At 71.5% G+C, this 18769-nt stretch carries 23 protein-coding genes and 2 pseudogenes; 14 read left to right on the top strand and 11 right to left on the bottom strand.

What is annotated here, in order from left to right:
• The 3 genes from ACZ6NZ_RS31800 to ACZ6NZ_RS31810 all read right to left on the bottom strand — a co-directional run.
• The coding region (locus tag ACZ6NZ_RS31800) for an extracellular solute-binding protein (protein WP_465861548.1) at positions 1-783 on the bottom strand (783 nt) is incomplete at its 3' end.
• Positions 780-1412, bottom strand: coding sequence for an ATP-binding cassette domain-containing protein (locus tag ACZ6NZ_RS31805; RefSeq protein WP_366611032.1), 633 nt, complete (start codon positions 1410-1412; stop codon positions 780-782). The genes ACZ6NZ_RS31800 and ACZ6NZ_RS31805, both read right to left, overlap by 4 nt.
• Before the next feature lie 92 nt (positions 1413-1504).
• A complete protein-coding gene (locus tag ACZ6NZ_RS31810; protein ID WP_465861549.1) occupies positions 1505-2482 on the bottom strand; it encodes a helix-turn-helix transcriptional regulator in 978 nt (325 codons plus the stop codon).
• Between the two features lie 44 nt (positions 2483-2526).
• On the opposite strand from ACZ6NZ_RS31810, the gene ACZ6NZ_RS31815 reads away from it, so the two are divergent.
• Together ACZ6NZ_RS31815 and ACZ6NZ_RS31820 are read left to right on the top strand one after the other, a co-directional pair.
• Positions 2527-3006, top strand: a complete 480-nt coding sequence (locus tag ACZ6NZ_RS31815) for a hypothetical protein (protein WP_465861550.1) — start codon at positions 2527-2529, stop codon at positions 3004-3006.
• Complete coding sequence (locus ACZ6NZ_RS31820) at positions 3006-3467, top strand: hypothetical protein (protein WP_366611037.1); 462 nt, start codon at positions 3006-3008, stop codon at positions 3465-3467. The genes ACZ6NZ_RS31815 and ACZ6NZ_RS31820 overlap by 1 nt, the downstream gene beginning before the upstream one ends.
• A 25-nt stretch (positions 3468-3492) precedes the next feature.
• On the opposite strand, the gene ACZ6NZ_RS31825 is transcribed toward ACZ6NZ_RS31820, so the two are convergent.
• On the bottom strand, positions 3493-4665 hold the full coding sequence (locus ACZ6NZ_RS31825) for a low temperature requirement protein A (RefSeq protein ID WP_465861551.1): 1173 nt from the start codon (positions 4663-4665) through the stop codon (positions 3493-3495).
• Positions 4666-4684: 19 nt separating this feature from the next.
• Entirely contained in the window at positions 4685-5107 is a 423-nt protein-coding gene (locus ACZ6NZ_RS31830) for a hypothetical protein (RefSeq protein ID WP_465861552.1), read from the bottom strand.
• Positions 5108-5292: 185 nt separating this feature from the next.
• On the opposite strand from ACZ6NZ_RS31830, the gene ACZ6NZ_RS31835 reads away from it, so the two are divergent.
• Both ACZ6NZ_RS31835 and ACZ6NZ_RS31840 read left to right on the top strand, forming a co-directional pair.
• Positions 5293-6381, top strand: a complete 1089-nt coding sequence (locus ACZ6NZ_RS31835; protein WP_465861554.1) for an S-(hydroxymethyl)mycothiol dehydrogenase — start codon at positions 5293-5295, stop codon at positions 6379-6381.
• A complete protein-coding gene (locus ACZ6NZ_RS31840) occupies positions 6378-7007 on the top strand; it encodes an MBL fold metallo-hydrolase (protein WP_465861555.1) in 630 nt (209 codons plus the stop codon). Before ACZ6NZ_RS31835 ends, ACZ6NZ_RS31840 begins: the two co-directional genes overlap by 4 nt.
• A gap of 37 nt (positions 7008-7044) precedes the next feature.
• On the opposite strand, the pseudogene ACZ6NZ_RS31845 reads toward ACZ6NZ_RS31840, so the two are convergent.
• A pseudogene (locus ACZ6NZ_RS31845) lies at positions 7045-7194 on the bottom strand (TrmO family methyltransferase domain-containing protein); the annotation flags it as partial.
• A gap of 122 nt (positions 7195-7316) precedes the next feature.
• Here ACZ6NZ_RS31845 and ACZ6NZ_RS31850 point away from each other — a divergent pair.
• Together ACZ6NZ_RS31850 and ACZ6NZ_RS31855 are read left to right on the top strand one after the other, a co-directional pair.
• A complete protein-coding gene (locus ACZ6NZ_RS31850; protein ID WP_465861557.1) occupies positions 7317-7781 on the top strand; it encodes a VOC family protein in 465 nt (154 codons plus the stop codon).
• Between the two features lie 579 nt (positions 7782-8360).
• Positions 8361-9074 carry a hypothetical protein gene (locus ACZ6NZ_RS31855; RefSeq protein WP_465861558.1) on the top strand — a complete coding sequence of 238 codons (714 nt, stop codon included), beginning with the start codon at positions 8361-8363 and terminating at the stop codon, positions 9072-9074.
• A 67-nt stretch (positions 9075-9141) separates the two neighbouring features.
• Here ACZ6NZ_RS31855 and ACZ6NZ_RS31860 read toward each other — a convergent pair whose 3' ends face one another.
• Entirely contained in the window at positions 9142-10512 is a 1371-nt protein-coding gene (locus ACZ6NZ_RS31860) for an alpha/beta hydrolase family protein (protein ID WP_465861560.1), read from the bottom strand.
• A 189-nt stretch (positions 10513-10701) separates the two neighbouring features.
• On the opposite strand from ACZ6NZ_RS31860, the gene ACZ6NZ_RS31865 reads away from it, so the two are divergent.
• Positions 10702-11016, top strand: coding sequence for a MazG-like family protein (locus ACZ6NZ_RS31865; protein WP_465861561.1), 315 nt, complete (start codon positions 10702-10704; stop codon positions 11014-11016).
• A gap of 14 nt (positions 11017-11030) precedes the next feature.
• On the opposite strand, the pseudogene ACZ6NZ_RS31870 reads toward ACZ6NZ_RS31865, so the two are convergent.
• Positions 11031-11147 (bottom strand): annotated as a pseudogene (locus ACZ6NZ_RS31870) (glycoside hydrolase family 20 zincin-like fold domain-containing protein); the annotation flags it as partial.
• 399 nt (positions 11148-11546) lie between these two features.
• Between ACZ6NZ_RS31870 and ACZ6NZ_RS31875 the strand changes: the two are divergent.
• Together ACZ6NZ_RS31875 and ACZ6NZ_RS31880 are read left to right on the top strand one after the other, a co-directional pair.
• Positions 11547-12131 carry a hypothetical protein gene (locus ACZ6NZ_RS31875; protein ID WP_465861562.1) on the top strand — a complete coding sequence of 195 codons (585 nt, stop codon included), beginning with the start codon at positions 11547-11549 and terminating at the stop codon, positions 12129-12131.
• Positions 12132-12326: 195 nt separating this feature from the next.
• Positions 12327-13301, top strand: a complete 975-nt coding sequence (locus tag ACZ6NZ_RS31880) for a pirin family protein (protein ID WP_465861563.1) — start codon at positions 12327-12329, stop codon at positions 13299-13301.
• 285 nt (positions 13302-13586) lie between these two features.
• Here the strand turns inward: ACZ6NZ_RS31880 and ACZ6NZ_RS31885 are convergent, their stop codons facing one another.
• Together ACZ6NZ_RS31885 and ACZ6NZ_RS31890 are read right to left on the bottom strand one after the other, a co-directional pair.
• Positions 13587-14252: a DUF1345 domain-containing protein gene (locus tag ACZ6NZ_RS31885; protein ID WP_465861564.1), complete on the bottom strand. Its 666-nt coding sequence runs from the start codon at positions 14250-14252 to the stop codon at positions 13587-13589.
• A gap of 42 nt (positions 14253-14294) precedes the next feature.
• Positions 14295-14567: a DUF2795 domain-containing protein gene (locus ACZ6NZ_RS31890; protein WP_357648058.1), complete on the bottom strand. Its 273-nt coding sequence runs from the start codon at positions 14565-14567 to the stop codon at positions 14295-14297.
• A gap of 155 nt (positions 14568-14722) precedes the next feature.
• Between ACZ6NZ_RS31890 and ACZ6NZ_RS31895 the strand changes: the two genes are divergently transcribed.
• The 5 genes from ACZ6NZ_RS31895 (at position 14723) to ACZ6NZ_RS31915 (ending at position 18152) form a co-directional block, all read left to right on the top strand.
• The gene (locus ACZ6NZ_RS31895) at positions 14723-15133 is read left to right on the top strand and encodes a DUF2267 domain-containing protein (RefSeq protein WP_179778796.1); all 411 of its coding nucleotides are present in this window, start codon (positions 14723-14725) and stop codon (positions 15131-15133) included.
• 217 nt (positions 15134-15350) lie between these two features.
• The gene (locus ACZ6NZ_RS31900; RefSeq protein WP_465861565.1) at positions 15351-16376 is read left to right on the top strand and encodes a TerC/Alx family metal homeostasis membrane protein; all 1026 of its coding nucleotides are present in this window, start codon (positions 15351-15353) and stop codon (positions 16374-16376) included.
• 75 nt (positions 16377-16451) lie between these two features.
• Complete coding sequence (locus tag ACZ6NZ_RS31905) at positions 16452-17051, top strand: sulfite oxidase-like oxidoreductase (RefSeq protein ID WP_465861566.1); 600 nt, start codon at positions 16452-16454, stop codon at positions 17049-17051.
• A gap of 7 nt (positions 17052-17058) precedes the next feature.
• Positions 17059-17823, top strand: a complete 765-nt coding sequence (locus ACZ6NZ_RS31910) for a ferredoxin reductase (RefSeq protein ID WP_366611314.1) — start codon at positions 17059-17061, stop codon at positions 17821-17823.
• A 35-nt stretch (positions 17824-17858) separates the two neighbouring features.
• Entirely contained in the window at positions 17859-18152 is a 294-nt protein-coding gene (locus ACZ6NZ_RS31915) for a DUF6510 family protein (protein WP_355009041.1), read from the top strand.
• A 161-nt stretch (positions 18153-18313) separates the two neighbouring features.
• Here ACZ6NZ_RS31915 and ACZ6NZ_RS31920 read toward each other — a convergent pair whose 3' ends face one another.
• Complete coding sequence (locus tag ACZ6NZ_RS31920; RefSeq protein ID WP_465861568.1) at positions 18314-18721, bottom strand: pyridoxamine 5'-phosphate oxidase family protein; 408 nt, start codon at positions 18719-18721, stop codon at positions 18314-18316.
• Positions 18722-18769: the final 48 nt, after the last annotated feature.

The raw sequence follows: 18769 nt of genomic DNA on the forward strand, positions 1-18769 counted from the left end.
CACCGCCCGCTTCGTGTGCACCACCTGGATCACCGACTCCTCGTACTGGGTGAGCAGGGCACGCCGGCCGCCGCCGACGAACGCGCCGCTGATGCGCCACAGCCCGGCGAGGCGGTCCAGGGCGTCGCGTACCGGCTTGTCCTGCCAGTCGGCGCCCTGTTGGGCGAGGGCGTAGTAGCTCCCGGGTGCCATGTCGGCCAGAACGTTCTCGAACCAGTCGGTGAGCACCCAACCGTCCGCCGCGCCGATGGCCAGGGGCGCCGGGCCGCCGTCGCGTCGGGAGCGCGCGGCCAGCTCCCTGGTCCGGTGCAGCAGTTCGTCCCAGGTGGTCGGCGGCGCGGGCAGCATGGAGGGCAGGTGCCAGACCAGCGACTTGTGCGCCGCCTTGACCCACACGCCGTACCGTTCATCGTCGGTCATCAGCAGATCGCTCAGCTCGACGCGCACGGCGTAGTCGGTGGACGGGCGCACCGGGCTCAGCCAGCCGCGCTGGGCGTACTCGGTGACCAGGCCGGGACGCGGCAGGATCGCCACATCCGGGCTGGTGCCGGCCAGGTGCCGGGCGCGCAGGAACGCATCGATGTCGTTGCCGGCGCTGATCACCTGCACCCGGGCGGGGTAGCCGGCGACGACCTCGCGGAACCGGTCCAGCTCGCTGGTGCTCCAGACCACAGCGACCTGCACCGACCGGGTTGCCCCGGCGCAGCCGGCGGCCAGTGCGGTGGCGCCCGCGGCGGCGGCGCGCAGCAGCGTACGGCGACCGACCCGGGCGGCCGGCCTCATCGGGCCGCCTCGCTCGGCTCGGTGACCAGCTCGTGCCGCACCGGTATCTCGGCCAGGGTGGCCGGGTCGGCCGTGCAGACCAGCACCGCCACCCCGGGGGCGTCCGGCGGCGAGAGGCGAGGCATCAGGTCACCGAGGCGGCTGTCGCCCGCGGAACCGGCCGGCAGGTCGACCACCAGCACCTCCGGCAGGCAGGCCGCCGCTCGGGCGAGCGCCACCCGGAACCGCTGGGCGTCGGAGATCTGGTGCGGCAGCAGGGCGAGGGTGAGCGCCAGCTCGAGCCGGTCGACCACGGTGGCCGTCCAGTCGTTGGCCACCTCGTGCACCCGTTCGCGTTTGCGCTGGCCGTACTCGATGTTGCGCCGCACGGTGAGCTGCGGCAGCAGCGCGCCACCGGCGGGGACGTAGCCGATCTGCCGACGTGGCGGCGGCAGGCTGGTGACGTCCCGGTCGCCGACGAGGACGCGACCGGTCACCGGCGGGGCCAGCCCGGCCAGCACCCGGGCGACCGCCGTGCCGAACCGGGGCGGCGCCACCAGGGCGGCGAGTGTGCCGGCGGGAACGTCGAGGGTCACCGGTCCGGTGCCGGGGACGGCGACCAGTGCGCGTAGTCGTAACGTGGCCCTCACCTCCGGTGACCATTGACGACCGTCCCAGGGTGGCACACCGTGCCGACAACCGACGCCCCCGCCCCTTCCACTGTGGAGACGGTTGGGGCTGTTCAGGCGGGCGAGTAGAGCGCGGCGAGCCCGGCCGCCGTGGCGGCCAGCCGTTCGCGCAGCGCCACCGGGGCCAGCACCTCGACGTCGGCACCGAGGCGCAGCAGGTCACCGTGGGCGTGGGTGAGCGACTCGATGGGCAGCACGGCTGTCACCCACCCCCGCGCGTCCGGTGCCCCGGCGCTGGTGTCCATCGCCGACACCACCGGGTCGCTGCCGATCTCGCGTAACCGCTCCCGCCCGGCGGGGGAGAGCCGGACGTGAGCCTCGTCGCGGTGCAGGCGGGCCCGGAACTGCACCACGTGCGCCCGCCACCAGGACGGCAGGTCGAAGTCGGCCGGGCGGTCGAACTCCTGCGCCAGCGGGGTCAACGCGAGGATCTGGTTGACCCGATAGGTCGCGGGCGCGCCCCGGCCGGGCTGGTCGGCCACCACATACCAACGACCGCCCTTGAGCACCAGGCCGTACGGCTCCAGGACCCGGGTCACCTCGCCGTTCCAGCCGCGGTAGCGCACCTCGACGCGGTGCTGCCGCCAGACCGCCTCGGCCGTGCGGGCCAGCTCGGGGGAGGCGTCGCCGTCGGCATACCACCCCGGAGTGTCCAGGTGGAAGCGTTGTTGCAGTCGGGTCGCCCGGTCGCGCAGCGGCGCGGGGAGCGCGGCGTGCAGCTTGAGTTGCAGCGCCGCCACCACGTCGCCGTAGCCCAACTCGTCGGCGGGGCCGGGCAGGCCGGCGAGGAACAGCCGGTCGGCCTCCTCGGCGGTCAGCCCGGTCAGTCGGGTCCGCCAGCCGTCGACCAGTTGGTAGCCGCCGGCGTGCCCGGCCTCGCCGTAGAGCGGGATGCCGGCGGCGTGCAGCGACTCGACGTCCCGGTAGATCGTGCGGGGAGAGACGGCCAACCGCTCGGCGAGTTGCGCGGCGGTCAACCGCCCGTGCGACTGGAGCAGCAGCAGGACGGAGAGAAGTCGAGAGGCCCGCACTTCACTGACACTAGTTGTCAGGGGACCCGTTCTACCGTCCCGGCATGGCATTCCGCGACAAGGAACTACGAACACCCGGGCCGGTGCTGATCGCCGGCCGGCACCTCAAGCGCTACCACGTGGACCAGCCGGAGCGGCCGATCGAACCCGAGGTGGAGAAGGCCGCGTACGACCTGCTGCCCGACCTGCTGGCCGATGTCGTCGACGACGGCACCCCGGCCGCCGGGTGGGTGGTGCTGCACCGGGGCGCGGACACCGGCGCCTATCTGCTGGCGTACACCTGGGTGTGGGACAACGCGGTGGAGGTGCGGGTCGCCGCGGCCGGGCAGCCGGCGCTGGACTGTCCCGACGACGACCCGGCACACTTCGTCCACCTACGCCGCCCGGCGGTGGGCTGCGTCTGGGAGTTGGCGGTTCTGGAACACGAGCGGGCCGCCTGGGTCCGGCACATGCTGCTGCCGGCGAGTCCGAACCTGACCGATTATCTGCGCGACACGCGAGCGGAAGGGCCGGTGGGCCGCTGATGGGCGATTTCGACTTCTTCGTGGGCACCTGGAACGTCGTCAACCGGCGGCTGCGCGAGCGGCTGGTCGGCTCCGACGAGTGGGAGGAGTTCCCCGGGGTGTCGGTGGCACACGGCTTCTTCGCCGGCGGCGGTCACTTCGACGAGATCACGTTCCCGACCAAGGGATCCGCCGGCGCCACGATCCGGGTCTTCGATCCGGCGCGGCAGGAGTGGTCGATCTACTGGGCGAGCAGCGACACCGGGGTGCTGGGGGTGCCGCCGATGGTGGGCCGCTTCGTCGACGGGGTCGGCCACTTCTACGCCGACGACCAGCACGAGGGGCGTCCGGTCCGGTGCCGGTTCATCTGGTCGGGCATCAGCGCGACCACCGCCCGGTGGGAGCAGGCGTTCTCGGTCGACGGCGAGCAAACCTGGGAGACCAACTGGATCATGGAGTTCACCCGAGCGTCGGACCAGTAGTCCGGTGGGTGATCGGTGAGCGACGTCAGGTCGCCGGCGTGCTCGGGCCCACGTCTCGGCGGCGCAACAGGATGGTCGACGCCACGAGGGCGAACAGCAGCGCCGCCATCGCGTACACCGGGGCCGGACCGAGCGGTGCGAGCAGCGCCAGCAGCGCGACGACCGGGAAGGCGACGACCACCGCGCCGTGCTGCTGCCGACGCACGTGCAGCATCCAGACCGTGAGCAGGAAGACGGCGATCGGGACGGCCACCGCGTACCCGGCGACCGTCTCCGAGATGTGCGCGAGGTGCCGCTCGTGGTCCACCGACACGCTCAGACCCGCGCCGACCGCGGCGACCGCCGCGAAGATCAGGTAGTGGCCATAGCCCCAGACCAGCGTGTACGGCATGCGGTCGGGCGCGTCGATGGGCCGGTCGAAGTAGAGCCACCACAGGGCGAACACGATCACGGCGGCCGCCGCCGCGAGCCACCAGAGGTGGTGGTCGCCGGCGTCCACTCCGGTCTGGATGGCCACCGACGTGGCCAGCACCACGTCACCGAGCACGATCAGGGTGAACAGCCCGTAGCGTTCGGTGATGTGTCGCGGATGCCAGGGGGTCATCCCCGGGCGCTCGGCCACCGCCGGCACCAGCAGGTCGGCCAGGATCAGCAGCAGCAACGCCACGGTCGCCCACCCCTGCGGCAGGGCCAGTCGGAGCAGCCAGCCGATCTGGACGACGGTGACGCCGATCGCGTAGCGCCGGGCCGCCAGGCGGTGCGCCGGGTCACCGGCGGCGGCCCGGCACCACTGCACGACGAGCGCGATCCGCATCACCACGTAGCCGTACGTGATGACGCTGAAATCGCCCTCGTCGAACGCGCGAGGCACGCCGGCGGCGATGATCAACGCGCCGGCGATCTGCACCAGCGTCGCGATCCGGTAGAGGTCGTCGTCGGTGTCGTAGGCCGAGGCGAACCACGTGACGTTCATCCACGACCACCAGATCGCGAAGAAGACCAACAGGTACCTGGTCAGCGCGTGCCCGAGCTGATCCTCGGTGACGGCGTGGTGCAGGTTGGCGGCGGCCTGCGACACCGCCACCACGAAACACAGGTCGAAGAAGAGCTCCAGCGGCGTGGCCGCGCGGTGCGGCTCGTCGCGACGACGTGGCCGCATCGGCCGGTAGAACGGCCGCACCGACCGGGAGTCGGTCAACTGTGCTCCTCAGCGGGAATCAGGAGCGCCGCCGACGGCCGTGGGTCAGCCCCTCCAACACCAGCGTGATCCCCGCGCCGACGAGCCAGACGTCCTTGGCCAGCCCCGCGCCCTGCTGGGTCGGGCGGATGCTGCCGGGTTCGCGCATCCCCGGCGTCTTCAGGTAGAGCTGCACCAGGCCCGCGCCGAACGCGGTCAGGCCGAGCCCGACCAGGGGCGCCGGGACGAACGGCGCGATCAGCGCGGCCCCCAGGGCGATCTCCGAGTACGACAGCAGCTTGGCGAAGCGCGCCGGCTCCAGTTGACCGAGCTGGGGCATGGCGGCTACGGCCATCCCGTGCAGGCCCTCCGCGGCGGTCCCCTCCAGGGTGCGCTTGCCCAGACCCGAGTTGAGGAAGTACGCCCCGATGCTGACCCGTAGCGGCAGGTGCGCGAATTTCATTGTCACTCCCGTTGGCCGTGGTCGAATGCGGCCCGCGTACCCCGCACCGCCCGCGATAACCCGCCGGGCCGGCTGGGCTGGCCGTGGTGGTCGCGGTAGGTTCGCCGGGGGCCCACCGCCGAGCCCGTGGCACACCCGCCCACCCCGGCACGCGGCCCCGCCGCAGACCACCAGCAGGAGGCGAAGTGAGCCAGGAAGTCCGGGGAGTCATCTCCCGCAGCAAGGGCGCGCCGGTCGAGGTCACCACCATCGTGGTGCCCGATCCCGGGCCCGGTGAGGCGATCGTCCGGCTTCAGTCGTGCGGGGTCTGCCACACCGATCTGCACTACCGCGAGGGTGGCATCAACGACGACTACCCGTTCCTGCTCGGCCACGAGGCGGCGGGCGTCGTGGAGCAGATCGGCGAGGGTGTCACCGACGTCGCCCCGGGTGATTTCGTGGTGCTCAACTGGCGGGCGGTCTGCGGTGTGTGCCGCGCCTGCCGTCGCGGGCGGCCCTGGTACTGCTTCAACACCCACAACGCGAAGCAGCGGATGACCCTCACCGACGGCACCGAACTCGCCCCGGCGCTGGGCATCGGGGCGTTCGCCGAGAAGACACTGGTGCACGCCGGGCAGTGCACCAAGGTCGACCCGGCGGCCCGACCCGCCGCCGTGGGTCTGCTGGGCTGCGGGGTGATGGCCGGGCTGGGTGCGGCGATGAACACCGGGAACGTCACCCGGGGCGACTCGGTCGCGGTGATCGGCTGCGGCGGCGTCGGGGACGCGGCGGTCGCCGGTGCGGTCCTCGCCGGTGCCACCACGGTCGTCGCGGTGGACACCGACAGCCGCAAGCTCGACTGGGCCCGCACGTTCGGCGCCACGCACATCGTGAACGCGTCCGAGACCGACCCGGTCGAGGCGATCCGTGCCGCCACCGGCGGCTTCGGCGCCGATGTGGTGATCGACGCGGTGGGCCGACCGGAGACGTGGAAGCAGGCGTTCTACGCCCGCGACCTTGCCGGCACCGTGGTGCTGGTCGGCGTACCGACCCCGCAGATGCAGATCGAGCTGCCGCTGCTGGACGTCTTCGGGCGTGGCGGCGCGCTCAAGTCCAGTTGGTACGGCGACTGCCTGCCGAGCCGGGACTTCCCGATGCTCACCGAGCTGTACCTGCAGGGCCGGCTCGACCTGGACGCGTTCGTCACCGAGGAGATCGCGCTCGACCAGGTCGAGAACGCCTTCGACCGGATGCACCACGGCGACGTGCTCCGCTCGGTGGTGGTGTTCCCGTGACCGCCCGCGTCGACCACGCGGTCACCTCGGGCACGTTCTCCCTGGACGGGCAGACCTTCGACGTGGACAACAACGTCTGGGTGATCGGTGACGACCGTGAGTGCGTCGTCCTGGACGCGCCCCACGACGTGGCGGCGATCCTCGCCCTGGTGGGCGACCGGCGGGTCCGGGCGATCCTGGCCACCCACGCCCACGACGATCACGTACGGGTGGCGCCCGAGCTGGCCGGGGCCACCGGCGCGCCGGTGCTGCTGCACGCCGCCGACCGGGTCCTCTGGGACATGGTCCACCCGCACCTGCCGCCGAACGGCGAAGTGCACGACGGGCAGATCATCGAGGTGGGCGGCACCACGCTGCAGGTGCTGCACACCCCCGGGCACAGCCCCGGGGCGTGCAGCTTCCACGCTCCGGAGTTGGGCGCGGTGTTCACCGGCGACACGCTTTTTTCCGGTGGACCCGGCGCGACGGGCCGCTCGTACAGCGACTTCGACACCATCGTCCGGTCGATCCGCACCCGCCTGCTGACACTTCCCGCGGAGACGGTCGTGCACACCGGCCACGGCGACGACACGACGATCGGCGCGGAGGCGCCGCACCTGCAGGAGTGGCTGGACCGCGGCCACTGAGCCCAGCACACCGGCCGGCCGGGCGCGGTCGACGGGCTCAACGTTCGCCGGCCGCGCCCAGCACCGGTTTGACGTCGAGGGCCTCCAGATCGGCCACCTGGACGCGCAGCCCGTCCACCGTCAGGACCCGCACCCGGTGCAGCCCGATCGGGTTGGGCCGGTGCGGTGAGCGGGTGCTGAACACCCCGGTCTCCGGACGGTTCGCGTCGCCGCGTGCAGCGGGTAGGCATCGTCACGCACTGCCTGGACCATCGACGCTCCCTCCTGGACGCTCCAACCTAACCCGACCGCGACGCTAGGATCCCGCTCATGGCCGCCGACCCGCCCGCCCCCGCCGTCCGTCAGTTGCGCCTCGTGGTGGAGGCCGCCGACCACGAGGCGGCCGTCGCGTTCTTCCGCGACGCGCTGGGCCTGCCGGAGGAGGCGGCGTTCACCGGCGAGGGGGATGCGCGGGTGGTGATCCTGGACGCCGGCCGCGCCACCCTGGAGATCGCGAACCCCGCGCAGAAACGCCTGATCGACGAGGTCGAGGTGGGCCGGCAGGTCGCGCCGCGCATCCGGGTGGCCTTCGAGGTGGACGACACGGAGGCGACGACCGCCCGGCTGGTGGCTGCCGGCGCGGGCGAGATCGCGCCGCCGACGCGTACGCCGTGGGAGTCCCTCAACTCCCGCCTCGACGCGCCCGCCGGGCTTCAGATCACCATCTTCCAAGAACTCCGCGGGCCGAACGAGGGTGTCGGGACGCGGGACGCGGGATGCGGGGCCCGCAGGTGACGGCGACAACTGACTCCGGCGGCGGGCCGACCAGGCGCTGAGCCGCCCGGACCCGCCAGCACCTCACCGCCACGGCGGCTTGCTCGTCCGCCCGGGCGAGCCGCCGGCTGTCTCACCCACCGTGCTGGCTCGGACGCCCACTGACGGTAGCGACAAACCGTTAGCCTGGCTGCCCCCCCAACACCCTGCCCGGCCCTTTGCTCTGCTTACCTATTTGCACCACGTCCCGTGAGCTGCGGTTATGCCCCTTTCCGCCAGCTGCCGCGGTCCGTCCCCATGGTCACGAAACGTGGCTGGTGCATATAGGTAAGCAGAGCAAAGGCTGGCGGTCGCACATTGCCCTTGCGCTCCGACAACACCCTGCGTCACGGCCGTCCGGCCTGCTGTCGGTAGGGCCCCGGTGTCCGACTCTGCGCGTGACCGGGACCGCAGCCGGCCAGGGTTCGGGCAATTCCGGAATGCCCGACACGTGAACCTGGTTGTGTCCCCCGTACCGCCGGAGCCCAAACCCTTTTCCGCGGTCATCTCCCGAGGAGTGTTCACCCCGGAGCACTCCGCACGATCGAAAGGGCAACCATCGTGAAGGTCGACTTCACTCGATGGCTCCCCGCCATCGCTAAGGACTCGTACCGCAAGACCGCGCTGAGCGTGGCGGGTGTGGCTGCTCTCGGTGGTCTGGCCCTCGCGCCGACCGCGGTCGCCGCACCGGTCACCTCCGGACCGCACCAGGGCGCCGTCGCCGCCATCGACCGCGCGACCGGAAAGGCGGCCACCACGGCGCGCCAGGACGACCAGCCCGTCGAGTCGGGCCTGACCACCGGCTCCGCCACCGGCAAGCCGCCGGCCGGCAAGCCGAGCCGGGCCCAGCTCATCCCGCACGGCATCGAGGGCGCGCAGTCGCGCGTACCGCTCGACGACGCGCAGCTGACCAACGCCCGGGCCATCGTCGACGCCGCCAAGAAGACCGGTGTCGGTGACCGGGGCGCGGTGATCGGCGTCGCCACCTCGTTGCAGGAGTCGAAGCTCTACAACCTCGGCCACCTCGGCGCATACAACGACCACGATTCGCAGGGCCTGTTCCAGCAGCGCCCGTCGTCCGGTTGGGGCACGCCCGACCAGATCACCGACCCGGAGTACGCCGCCACGGCGTTCTTCACCGCACTCAAGAACGTCGGCGGCTGGCAGGACCTGCCGCTGACCACCGCCGCGCAGACCGTACAGGTCTCGGCCTTCCCCTACGCGTACGCGCAGTGGGAGGAGCAGGCGGCGGACATCGTCCAGCAGATGTGGTGACACCCGCACACCAAGCCGGCCGGCTCCCCTCGACGGGAGCCGGCCGGTTCTGTGTTCGAGGAGGAACTCAGCAGGCCGGGTAGAGGCGGCGGGTGCCCACCCCGGCCGCGTGCGCGTTCCGGTCGCTGAACCGGCAGCCGTAGTCGGGTCGGGCCACCACCGCCGGGTCGGTCACGGTGTCGCCGGCCGGGCGCTTGCCGGTGCGTACCCAGGACACCAGGTCGTCCCAGGCGGCGCCGGCCTCCGCCGGGGTGAACTCGCAGTGCTGCGTCGCCCGGATGGCGCGCTGAACCACCAGCCTGCCGCGACCGTTGCGCGCCACGTCGGTGGCGTACGCCTGCTCCATGCTGAACGGTACGAACAGGTCACCGAGACCGTGCAGGCTGAGCACCGGCGCGGTCGGGCGGCCGGCGATGCGCGGCACCTCGGTCAGCGTCGGCAGAAGTCGCTGCCGCAGGTTCTCCGGGGCGACCCGCTGCACCGTCGCGTTGACGTTCACCGGGCTGTTCGGGGTGTAGCGGGTGAGCAGGTTGGTGGACAGCTGGCCCGGCCGCTGGGCGGGAGAGTTGCCGCTCCCGGTGGGCACGCTGATCGAGAAGAGGAAGTCCTTCCAGACCGCGAACGCCGCGTCGGCGCCCGGACGCGGCCCGCCGGAACGGTTCACCGTGATCGCCCGCAGCTGCTTGCCCCGGTCCGTCGTGGTGTCCGGCCCGGTGGGGGTCAGCCCGGCCAGGCCGAGCGCCACCTGGATGCGGGGCACCGCGTTGGTCAGATAGTCAGCCGGCGTGGGATGCGCCGGCACCCCGGACAGTGCCTGCGCGACCAGGTTGTAGTCCAGGTAGAAGTCGAGCAGCGTCTGATCACCGAGCACACCGCACATCGGCAACGCGCCGTCGTAGAAGCCGGGGTACTGCTCCACAGAACGACCGATGACGTACCCACCCATCGACACCCCGGCGACGTAGGTGTGCTGCGGTCGGCGGACCGTCCGCCCGAAGTGGTCGGCGAGATCCTTCGTCCCCAGCACCCCGGAGCGGATGTCGAAGCCGTTCCGGTCGTACGAGGACGACGCCCACGCGTACCCCTGCTCCAGCAGGCGCTGGCGCAGCCCGAAGGCCGGCGGTTCCGGCGAGAGAACAGTGCCCTGGCCCCGGTAGCCGTGCGCCCACAACACCAGGTCGCCGTTCCACCGGGCGGGGACCTCGATGATGTACCCGGCGTGGCGGTGCACGCCCTGGCGTACGGTCGTCGGCCTGCCGCCCACCACCAGCGGCGCCAACGGAGGATTCTCGATGGTGTAGCCGGGCAGCGGCTCGCCGCCCCTCGCGTCGCGGCCGGTGGCGCTGGCCGGCGCCGCACCGGCCAATCCGACCGCGAGGGTCAGCGTCGCTGCGGCGGCGAGCAGACGGCGGAGGTGACGAACGGGTGTGGACAGCATCGATGCTCCCCATCGGGCGGTTGTCGCCCGGGGGCGACCAGCGGGACGGTTGCCTACCGGTCGGTAGCGTCCTGAACCTAGAACTGGCGTCGACCAGTGTCAATGGGTTCGCTGATCCGCCGGTCAACACGACGATCCAGGCCTACCCGGTCGTTCAAACCGGTGGGCCGATCGGGTTGACTGGTCGTCGTGGACGAGTCGATCTGGGAGGCGGCCCGCGTGTCACGCGGCTGGCTGGACGCGGCGAACGGCACCGGGCAGACCGAACTGACCTGCCGCATCCTCAAGCTCACCGAGGAAGCGGGGGAGGCTTCGGCTGCCTGGATCGGTGTGCTCGGGCAGAATCCGCGCAAGGGTGTCACCCACACCCGCGAGGACGTCGCGGCGGAGTTGGCCGACGTCGCCTTCACCGCGCTGGTGGCCATCGAAAGCCTCGGGCTGGACGCGCAGACGGCTCTGGACGCCTGCGCCGCAAAGGTGCGCTCCCGCCTGACGGGTCAATAACCGCCCTGCGTCCGGGCGGGGAGCAGTTGGCGCAGGGTCTGGGTGCCGGCGAACAGTCCGGCGGGGGTGTTGGCGCGGATGGTGACGCTGCGGCGGGTGACGTCGAGTTGGATGCCCCGACTTCCATGAGCCCGAGTGGATCGCCGGGGTGGCCGGCGATCGGCCCCGCAGGCCTGGTGCCGTGTGGGCGTTGTGTCCCGATTTTGGGTGTGGCCGGTTGCACTCGTGGGCCGGAATCATGGCCGGGCCGGGGTCGTTACACACTCAGACGATCGCAGCACCACCGGCCCGGCCCCCGACCCTGAGGGCTGGTCGCGCAGGTCGGAATGACCCCGGCCCCCCGGTCGTTACACAGGGTCCCGGCACCACGAGCCCCCCGCTCGCCAGGTCGCCGACTCCGACGCCCGACAGGGCGTCACCCCTCAGACTTTTTCCTCTTGTTTGTTGCAGCGCCGGACGAGGTGCTCACACCCACCACCACCGTTTCCCCCCTTGGTGTGGGTGTTCCTACCCCCGAAGGAGCTACCCCCATGAACACGATCATGCGTAAGAGCGTTCTGTCCGTTGCGGGTCTCGCGTTCGCCGGTGGTGTCTTCGCCGGCCCCGTCGCCCACGTGGCCAACCCTGTCGACGGCAAGCCCGTCGCGGTCGCGGTGCAGGCCGACAAGCCCGACGCCAGCAAGCTGATCCCGCACGGGACCCAGGGCGAGCAGTCCCGGATCGGCCTCAACGACGAGCAGACCGCGAACGTGAAGGCGATCATCGCCGCGACGAAGAAGGCCGGTCTGCCCGAGCGGGCGGCGGTCATCTCGATCGCGACGAGCCTGCAGGAGTCCAAGCTGGAGAACCTGGGCCACCTGGGTGATAGGAACGACCACGACTCGCTGGGCCTGTTCCAGCAACGCCCGTCCAGTGGTTGGGGTACGCCGGAGCAGATCACCGACCCCGAGTACTCCACCACCGCGTTCTTGAAGGGTCTGAAGCAGGTCGACGGGTGGCAGGACATGCCGCTGACCGACGCGGCGCAGACGGTGCAGGTGTCGGCCTACCCGGACGCCTACGCCCAGTGGGAACAGCAGGCCGCCGACCTGGTCGGCCAGCACTGGAACAGCTGACCCGCGTCACGGCACGCAGCACGACAGCATCGACCGCTGGCCGGCAGCCGCAACCCGGGTGCCGGCCAGCGGCGTTTCCGTCGGCATCGCGACGGTGGTCCATCGGCGCACGCCGACAACCATGGGCTGGTGAACACCGCCCCCGCTGGCGGGAAGCGTCGCTGCCGGGAACGGGCGTGCGCGTACAGTCGGGCGGTGGAGCGTACTGAATCGATGCTGGCGCAGACCCGACCGCCCGGCGTGGCCGACGTCGATCCCGGCAGTGTGTTGTTGCCCGGCCACGACGTGCCGTTGGGCCGGTACACCACCGTGCGGCGGCTGCTTCCGCAGCGCGAGCGCCGGATGGTCGGCGCGTGGTGTTTCGTGGATCATTTCGGCCCGGACGATGTGGCGCAGCGGCCCGGCATGGAGGTGCCCCCGCACCCGCACACCGGGCTGCAGACGGTGACCTGGCTGCTCGACGGCGAGATTCTGCACCGGGACAGCCTCGGCAACGTGCAACCGATCGTGCCCGGCCAACTGAATGTGATGACCTCCGGCAACGGTATCGCCCACTCGGAGCGCTCGCCGGCCACCCACCCGCCGGTGATGCACGGTGTGCAGCTCTGGGTGGCCCTGCCGGACCCGGCGCGGGCCGGAGCGGCCGACTTCGCGCACCACGCCGACCTGCCACGCTGGCGCGACGGCGATCTGGACGGCACGGTGCTGGTCGGCGAGTTCGCCGGGGAGCGGTCACCGGCGGTGGTGCACACCCCGTTGGTGGGGGTGCAGCTGGAGTTGAGCGGTGAGGCGCAGGCGACGATGGCGTTGCGGCCCGATTTCGAGTACGCCGTACTGGCGATGTCCGGGTCCGCGGAGGCCGCCGGGGTCGGGTTCGAGCCGGGGGCGCTGCTGTATCTGGGCTCGGGCCGCCGGGAGCTGACAGTGCGGGGCGGGGCCGGGGCCCGCTTGCTGCTGCTGGGCGGTGCGCCGTTCGAGGAGCCGTTGGTGATGTGGTGGAACTTCGTGGGTCGGTCCCACGAGGAGATCGCCGCCGCCCGGGAGGACTGGATGGCTGGTGACGGGCGCTTCGGCGTGGTCGCCGACGACTCGGCGCCGCCGCTGCCGGCGCCCGCCCTGCCCACCACCCGCCTCAAGGCCCGCGACCGCACCGGCGGCCTGCACGGCTGACGCCCCCGCGACGTGCCCTGGCCCACACTTCCCCGAATTCTGACCAAACGGAGGATGGTCTGCCGTATGGTTGGACCCGGCAGTGCTGGCCGCTCGGTTCGGGCGAGCCTTCACCGCCTGGTGACCGCGACCGGTTCGGATGCGGTTCACCGCCTGGGCAGGCTTGCGTGGCGCCCTGGGTCGCGGTTCGTGACCAGGGGCGCCCGCCTGTCCCGGCCCTTCGGTCGGCCCCGCCCCGTGTCGCGTTCCCGGGGGACTGCGCGGCCCCCGGAGCGCCACCAGCTGTCATCCCGCCAGACCCGCCAGCAGGTTCACTGTCACGGCGATGATGAACGCGCCGAACAGGTACGACACCATCGAGTGGCGCAGCACCGTACGACGCATCTCGTTGCTGGTCAGGTTGGTGTCGGAGATCTGGAACGTCGTCCCGATGGTGAACGCGACGTACGCGAAGTCGGAGTAGCACGGCGGCTCGGACTGGTTGAAGTTCACCCCGCCGTCCGGGCCGGTGTAGTAGATCCGGGCGTAACGGGCGGCGAACAGGGTGTGGACCACGAACCAGGAGAGCACCACGCTGAGCACGCCCAGGCCACTGTGCAGCTCCCGGGCCGTCCCGGGGGGTGCGCTCTGCGCGCTGGCCACGACCAACCCGACGGCCAGCAGGCTGACCAGGCAGGCGACGAGCAGCAGGGCGTCCCGGATCGCCCGGTTGGGGTCCTCGTGGACGGCCAGTTGGGCGGTCCGCAGAGCGTCCATCGGCCAGAGTTTGTGCCAGACCAGCACGAGCCAGCTCAGCGCGCCCACGTCCCAGCCGGCCAGCGCGGCGAGCGGCAGGGGAAGCAACAGCGCGAAGACGCAGCCGGCGACGATGCCGACCACCGCCACGACGGCAAGCTGCTTCGCAGCCGGGAAACGCACGTCCGCTGGCCGGTCGGGGCCGGTCTGGGTCATTCGGGACGCTCCCGGGGCGGGGTGGTGGGCGTCACCGCCGGGTCAGATGCCGCGCAGGTGCTGCGAGACCCGGTTGTGCTTCTTGTCCCGGGCCTGCTCGGCCCGCTGGGAGGGGCCGACCTCGGGTGCCGCCTCGATCCCGGCCGAGCGGGCCACCTCGGTCCCGTTGGCGTAGTCGACCGGCGGCAGGGCGCGTAGCGCCTTCAGCACGTCCGGCGGGGCGCCTTCCCGCTCGGCCTCGCGGACCACGTCGTCCTTCTCGGCCGGGTAGTCCAGGCTCGACAGGTACTGCAGGACGTCGGCGTAGCTCGCCATGGCGTGGGCTCCCTCGGGCATCGGTGTGGTGACGACCGGCGGCGGTTACCCGCCCGCCGGCCGGTCACGCCCGCCCGGCGCGGGAAACCCGGTGCCGTTTCTCCTCGGCCGCCGCGGGTACCCGCAGGCGCCGACGCGAGCCAAGGGGGTACGCGATGAACTACGACACCTTCATCGACCAGGTTTCCCAGCGCACCGCGACGTCGTCCGAGCGGGCGGTCGAGCTGACCCGGGCCGTGTTGGAGACGTTCGCCGAGCGGTTGACCGGCGGTGAGAATCTGGATCTGGCGGCTCAGCTGCCGCAGCCGTTGCAACTGGTGCTCAAGCCGAGCCCGAGCACCGAGCAGGCGGACCGGTTCGGTGCGGCCGAGTTCGTCGCCCGGGTCGCTCTGCGGGCCGGGGTGGACGAGCCTGCCGCACGGGACGCCAGTCGGGCGGTCTTCACCACCCTGCGGGAGGCGATCACCGGCGGCGAGTTCGACGACGTGGCGACGCAACTGCCGCGTGACTATCGGGGCCTGGTCGAGCAGGCGATGGCCCCGGGGGCGACGCTGCGCCGCGGTTGACAGCGCTCGTACCGGGCACGCACAGCGGTTTACCAGGGCAACCATCAATGTCCCGCTTGGCGTCGCGATTCCGCCTGGCCTAACCTTGTCGTGCGAGGGGAGTACTTCCCACGAACCATTCCGGTCAGTACGGCGCGCCGGGCGTGCCTCGGGTGGTTGCCCACCAGGTGGTGGGTGAAGGAGACCTCGAACATGACGGTGTTCGAGGAGACCCCACATGAATCAAGTGTCGTATTTGTCCGCCGCCAGTGACCTGTCGTCGGTGGGTACGCCCACGCTGTGGGCGGTCACCATCATCGGGGTCATCCTGCTGCTGGTGCTGGACTTCCTGGTCACCCGTCGCCCGCACGAGGTGTCCATGCGGGAGGCCATCGGCTGGTCGGCGTTCTACATAGCGCTGCCGCTGGCGTTCGGCGCCTGGATCTGGGCCCGCTTCGGCTCCCAGCAGGGCGTCGAATACCTGACCGGTTACCTGGTGGAGAAGTCGCTCTCGGTCGACAACCTCTTCGTCTTCATGTTGCTGCTGGCGGCGTTCGCGGTGCCGGCGGTGCTCGCCCAGCGGGTGCTGCTCTACGGCATCGCCGGGGCGCTGGTGCTGCGGGCCGTCTTCATCGCCCTTGGCGCGGCGGCGTTGCAGACCCTCGACTTCGCCTTCCTGCTCTTCGCGATCATCCTGATCGCCACCGCGGTGAAGCTCCTGCGCGACGCCCTGTCCGGGCATCAGCAGGAAGTCGACATCAACAAGATGCGTTCGGTGAAGCTGCTGCGCAAGGTCATGCCGGTGGTCGACGACTACCACGGCACCAGGATGACCGTCCGGCAGGGCGCGAAGCGCGCACTCACGCCGTTCGCCCTGGTGGTGGTCGCGGTCCTGGCCACCGACGTCGTCTTCGCTGTCGACTCGGTGCCGGCCGTCTACGGCATCACCGAGGACCCGTACCTGGTGTTCGCCACCAACGCGTTCGCCCTGCTCGGTCTGCGGGCGCTCTACTTCGTCCTGCACGCGGCGCTGAGCCGGTTGGTGCACCTCAGCTACGGTCTCGCCATCATCCTGGCGTTCATCGGCCTCAAGCTGGGTCTGCACTGGGCGCACGGCATCTGGGACAGCGTGCCGCAGATCCCCACCCTGGCCTCGCTCGGCGTGATCATCGGTGTGCTGGTGGTGGTCACGCTGACCAGCCTGCGCGCCACCCGGGGTGGCGACCTGCCCGAGGACCGCAAGGTCGTCGCGGAGCGGCACTGACCGCGCCGCGCCGGCTGACGACGGGGTACGCGGGAAAGCTCCCGCCCCCACCGGCGCGGGTGGTACGACTGTGCAATGGGAATCGTGTCACCGGGCTTTCAGGGTCGGCCCCGAACACAGGAGCCGGCCCTGCCACCCGGTCAGTATCTGACCGAGGACTTTCCGGTGCTCTCGGCCGGCCCGACGCCCCGGGTGTCACTGGACACCTGGGAGTTCGTCATCTCCGCCGAGAACGGCAGCGACCACCGGTGGTCGTGGCAGGAGCTGATGGCCCTGCCGCAGGAGACGCCGACGGTCGACATCCACTGCGTCACCCGCTGGTCCAAGCTCGGCACCAACTGGCGGGGCGTCTCACTGGACACGCTGCTCGCCGACGTCGACACGGGGGCGCACTTCGCGCTGGCGCACTCCTACGGCGGGTACACCACCAACCTGCCGCTCGACGACCTGCGCGGCGGCCAGGCCTGGGTGGTGCACACCTTCGACGGCGCCCCGCTGCCCGCCGAGCACGGCGGGCCGGCGCGACTGCTGGTGCCGCACCTGTACTTCTGGAAGTCCGCCAAGTGGGTGCGCGGCCTCCGACTCAAGACGATGGACGAGCCAGGGTTCTGGGAGACCGCCGGGTACCACGACTACGGCGACCCGTGGCGCGAACAGCGGTACCAGGGTGACTGAGCGCGCCGTGGCGACGAGCACTCAGCGCCGGACCCCCAACCGTTGGCAGGTTGGCCGGCTGGTGGAGCGCCGGGTCGAGACGCCATCCGCGCAGACCCTGGTGCTGGAGGTGCCGGACTGGCCCGGGCACCTGCCGGGGCAGCACGTCGACCTGCGGCTCACCGCCCCGGACGGTTACCAGGCGGCACGGTCGTACTCGATCGCCGGGCCGGCCGTGGACGGGCCGGGAGGGCCGCGCATCGAGGTGACAGTGCAGCGGGTGCACGACGGCGAGGTGTCGCCGTACCTCATTGATGTCTTTGGCGACGGCGACCCGATCGAGGTCCGCGGACCGCTCGGCGGCTGGTTCATCTGGCGACCCGAGGAGACCGCGCCGGTGCAGCTGGTCGCCGGCGGCTCCGGCGTCGTGCCGCTGATGGCGATGATCCGGGCACGGCGGGCGGTGGGCAGCAAGGCGCCGTTCCGGCTGATCTACTCGGTGCGCACCCCGGGTGACGTGATCTACGCCGACGAGCTGCGCCGCCGGGTCCGCGACGACTTCGGCCTCGACGTCGCGTACGTCTACACCCGGGAGGCTCCCGAGGGCTGGCGCGGCGAGCCGCACCGGATCGGGCTGGCCGACGTCAACACGCACGGGTGGCCACCGGACTTGGAACCACTCACCTACGTCTGCGGCCCGACCGCGTTCGTGGAGACCGTGGCCGACCTGCTGGTGGGGCTGGGTCACCCGTCGCGTCGGGTCAAGACCGAACGGTTCGGCCCCACCGGCTGACCACCCGCTCACTTCCGCAGTGTCGAGGAGATTCGATGACCGAGATGTCGTACCTGGACGGCAACATGCTCGACGGCCCGATGCGTGAGCTGTTCACCGTCGACCTGAGCAGCGCGATGGGTCGCTGTGAGAACTGCGGGACGACCGGTTCGATGGCCAGCCTGCACGTCTACTCGAACGCCCCGGGCCTCGTCGCCCGCTGCCCCTCCTGCGAGGAGGTGATGGTGCGCCTGGTGCGAGGGCCGGACCGGGCCTGGCTGGACATGCGGGGCACCACCTTCCTCCAGGTGCCGATGCCGATGGAACAGACCTTCCCCGGCCCGCTCTGACGCAACGCTCGCCCGGCTGAGGCCGGATGGCCGGCTGCAGCCGTCGCAGTGCGGGCAGCCGTCGAGCACCGCGCGGCGCGGATACCCGGCGAACGCGTCCCGTACGCCCGCCAGGGCCGTGCCCAGCTCGTTTCCCATCGGCCGATTCTCTCATCGACGACTCACTGGGCGGTGCCCGCGAGCAGCCACCGCCGGACGGGGATCTCCAGCAGCGCCCGCTCGCCGTCCGGGCCGACCTGCCGGCCGACGTCCCAGCCGTCGTACTTGCGGGCGAACGCCTCGACGACGGGAGCCGGAAAGTCGCCCCGGTGCACGTGGGCTGCGCCCTCCGCCACCACTGGCGCGTCGCCGCCCTCCAGAGCCAGGGACACCCGGGGGTCGTTCGCGACATTGCGGGCCTTCACGCTGCGGTTCTCACAGCCGACCCAGAACGTCGCGGAGAGGTAGACGAACCAGACCGGCGTGAGGTGCGGGGACCCGTCGCGCCGCAGCGTGCAGAGCCAGACGTTCCGCTCCCGGGACAGCCGCTCCTCGACGACGGCGGACGGGGTCGTGGTGGTTCGGTTCATCAGGCCAGTCGATCACAGGCATGTGCGTGCCGAGGGCGGCCGGTCGAA

Source organism: Micromonospora sp. NPDC047756 (assembly GCF_055587245.1).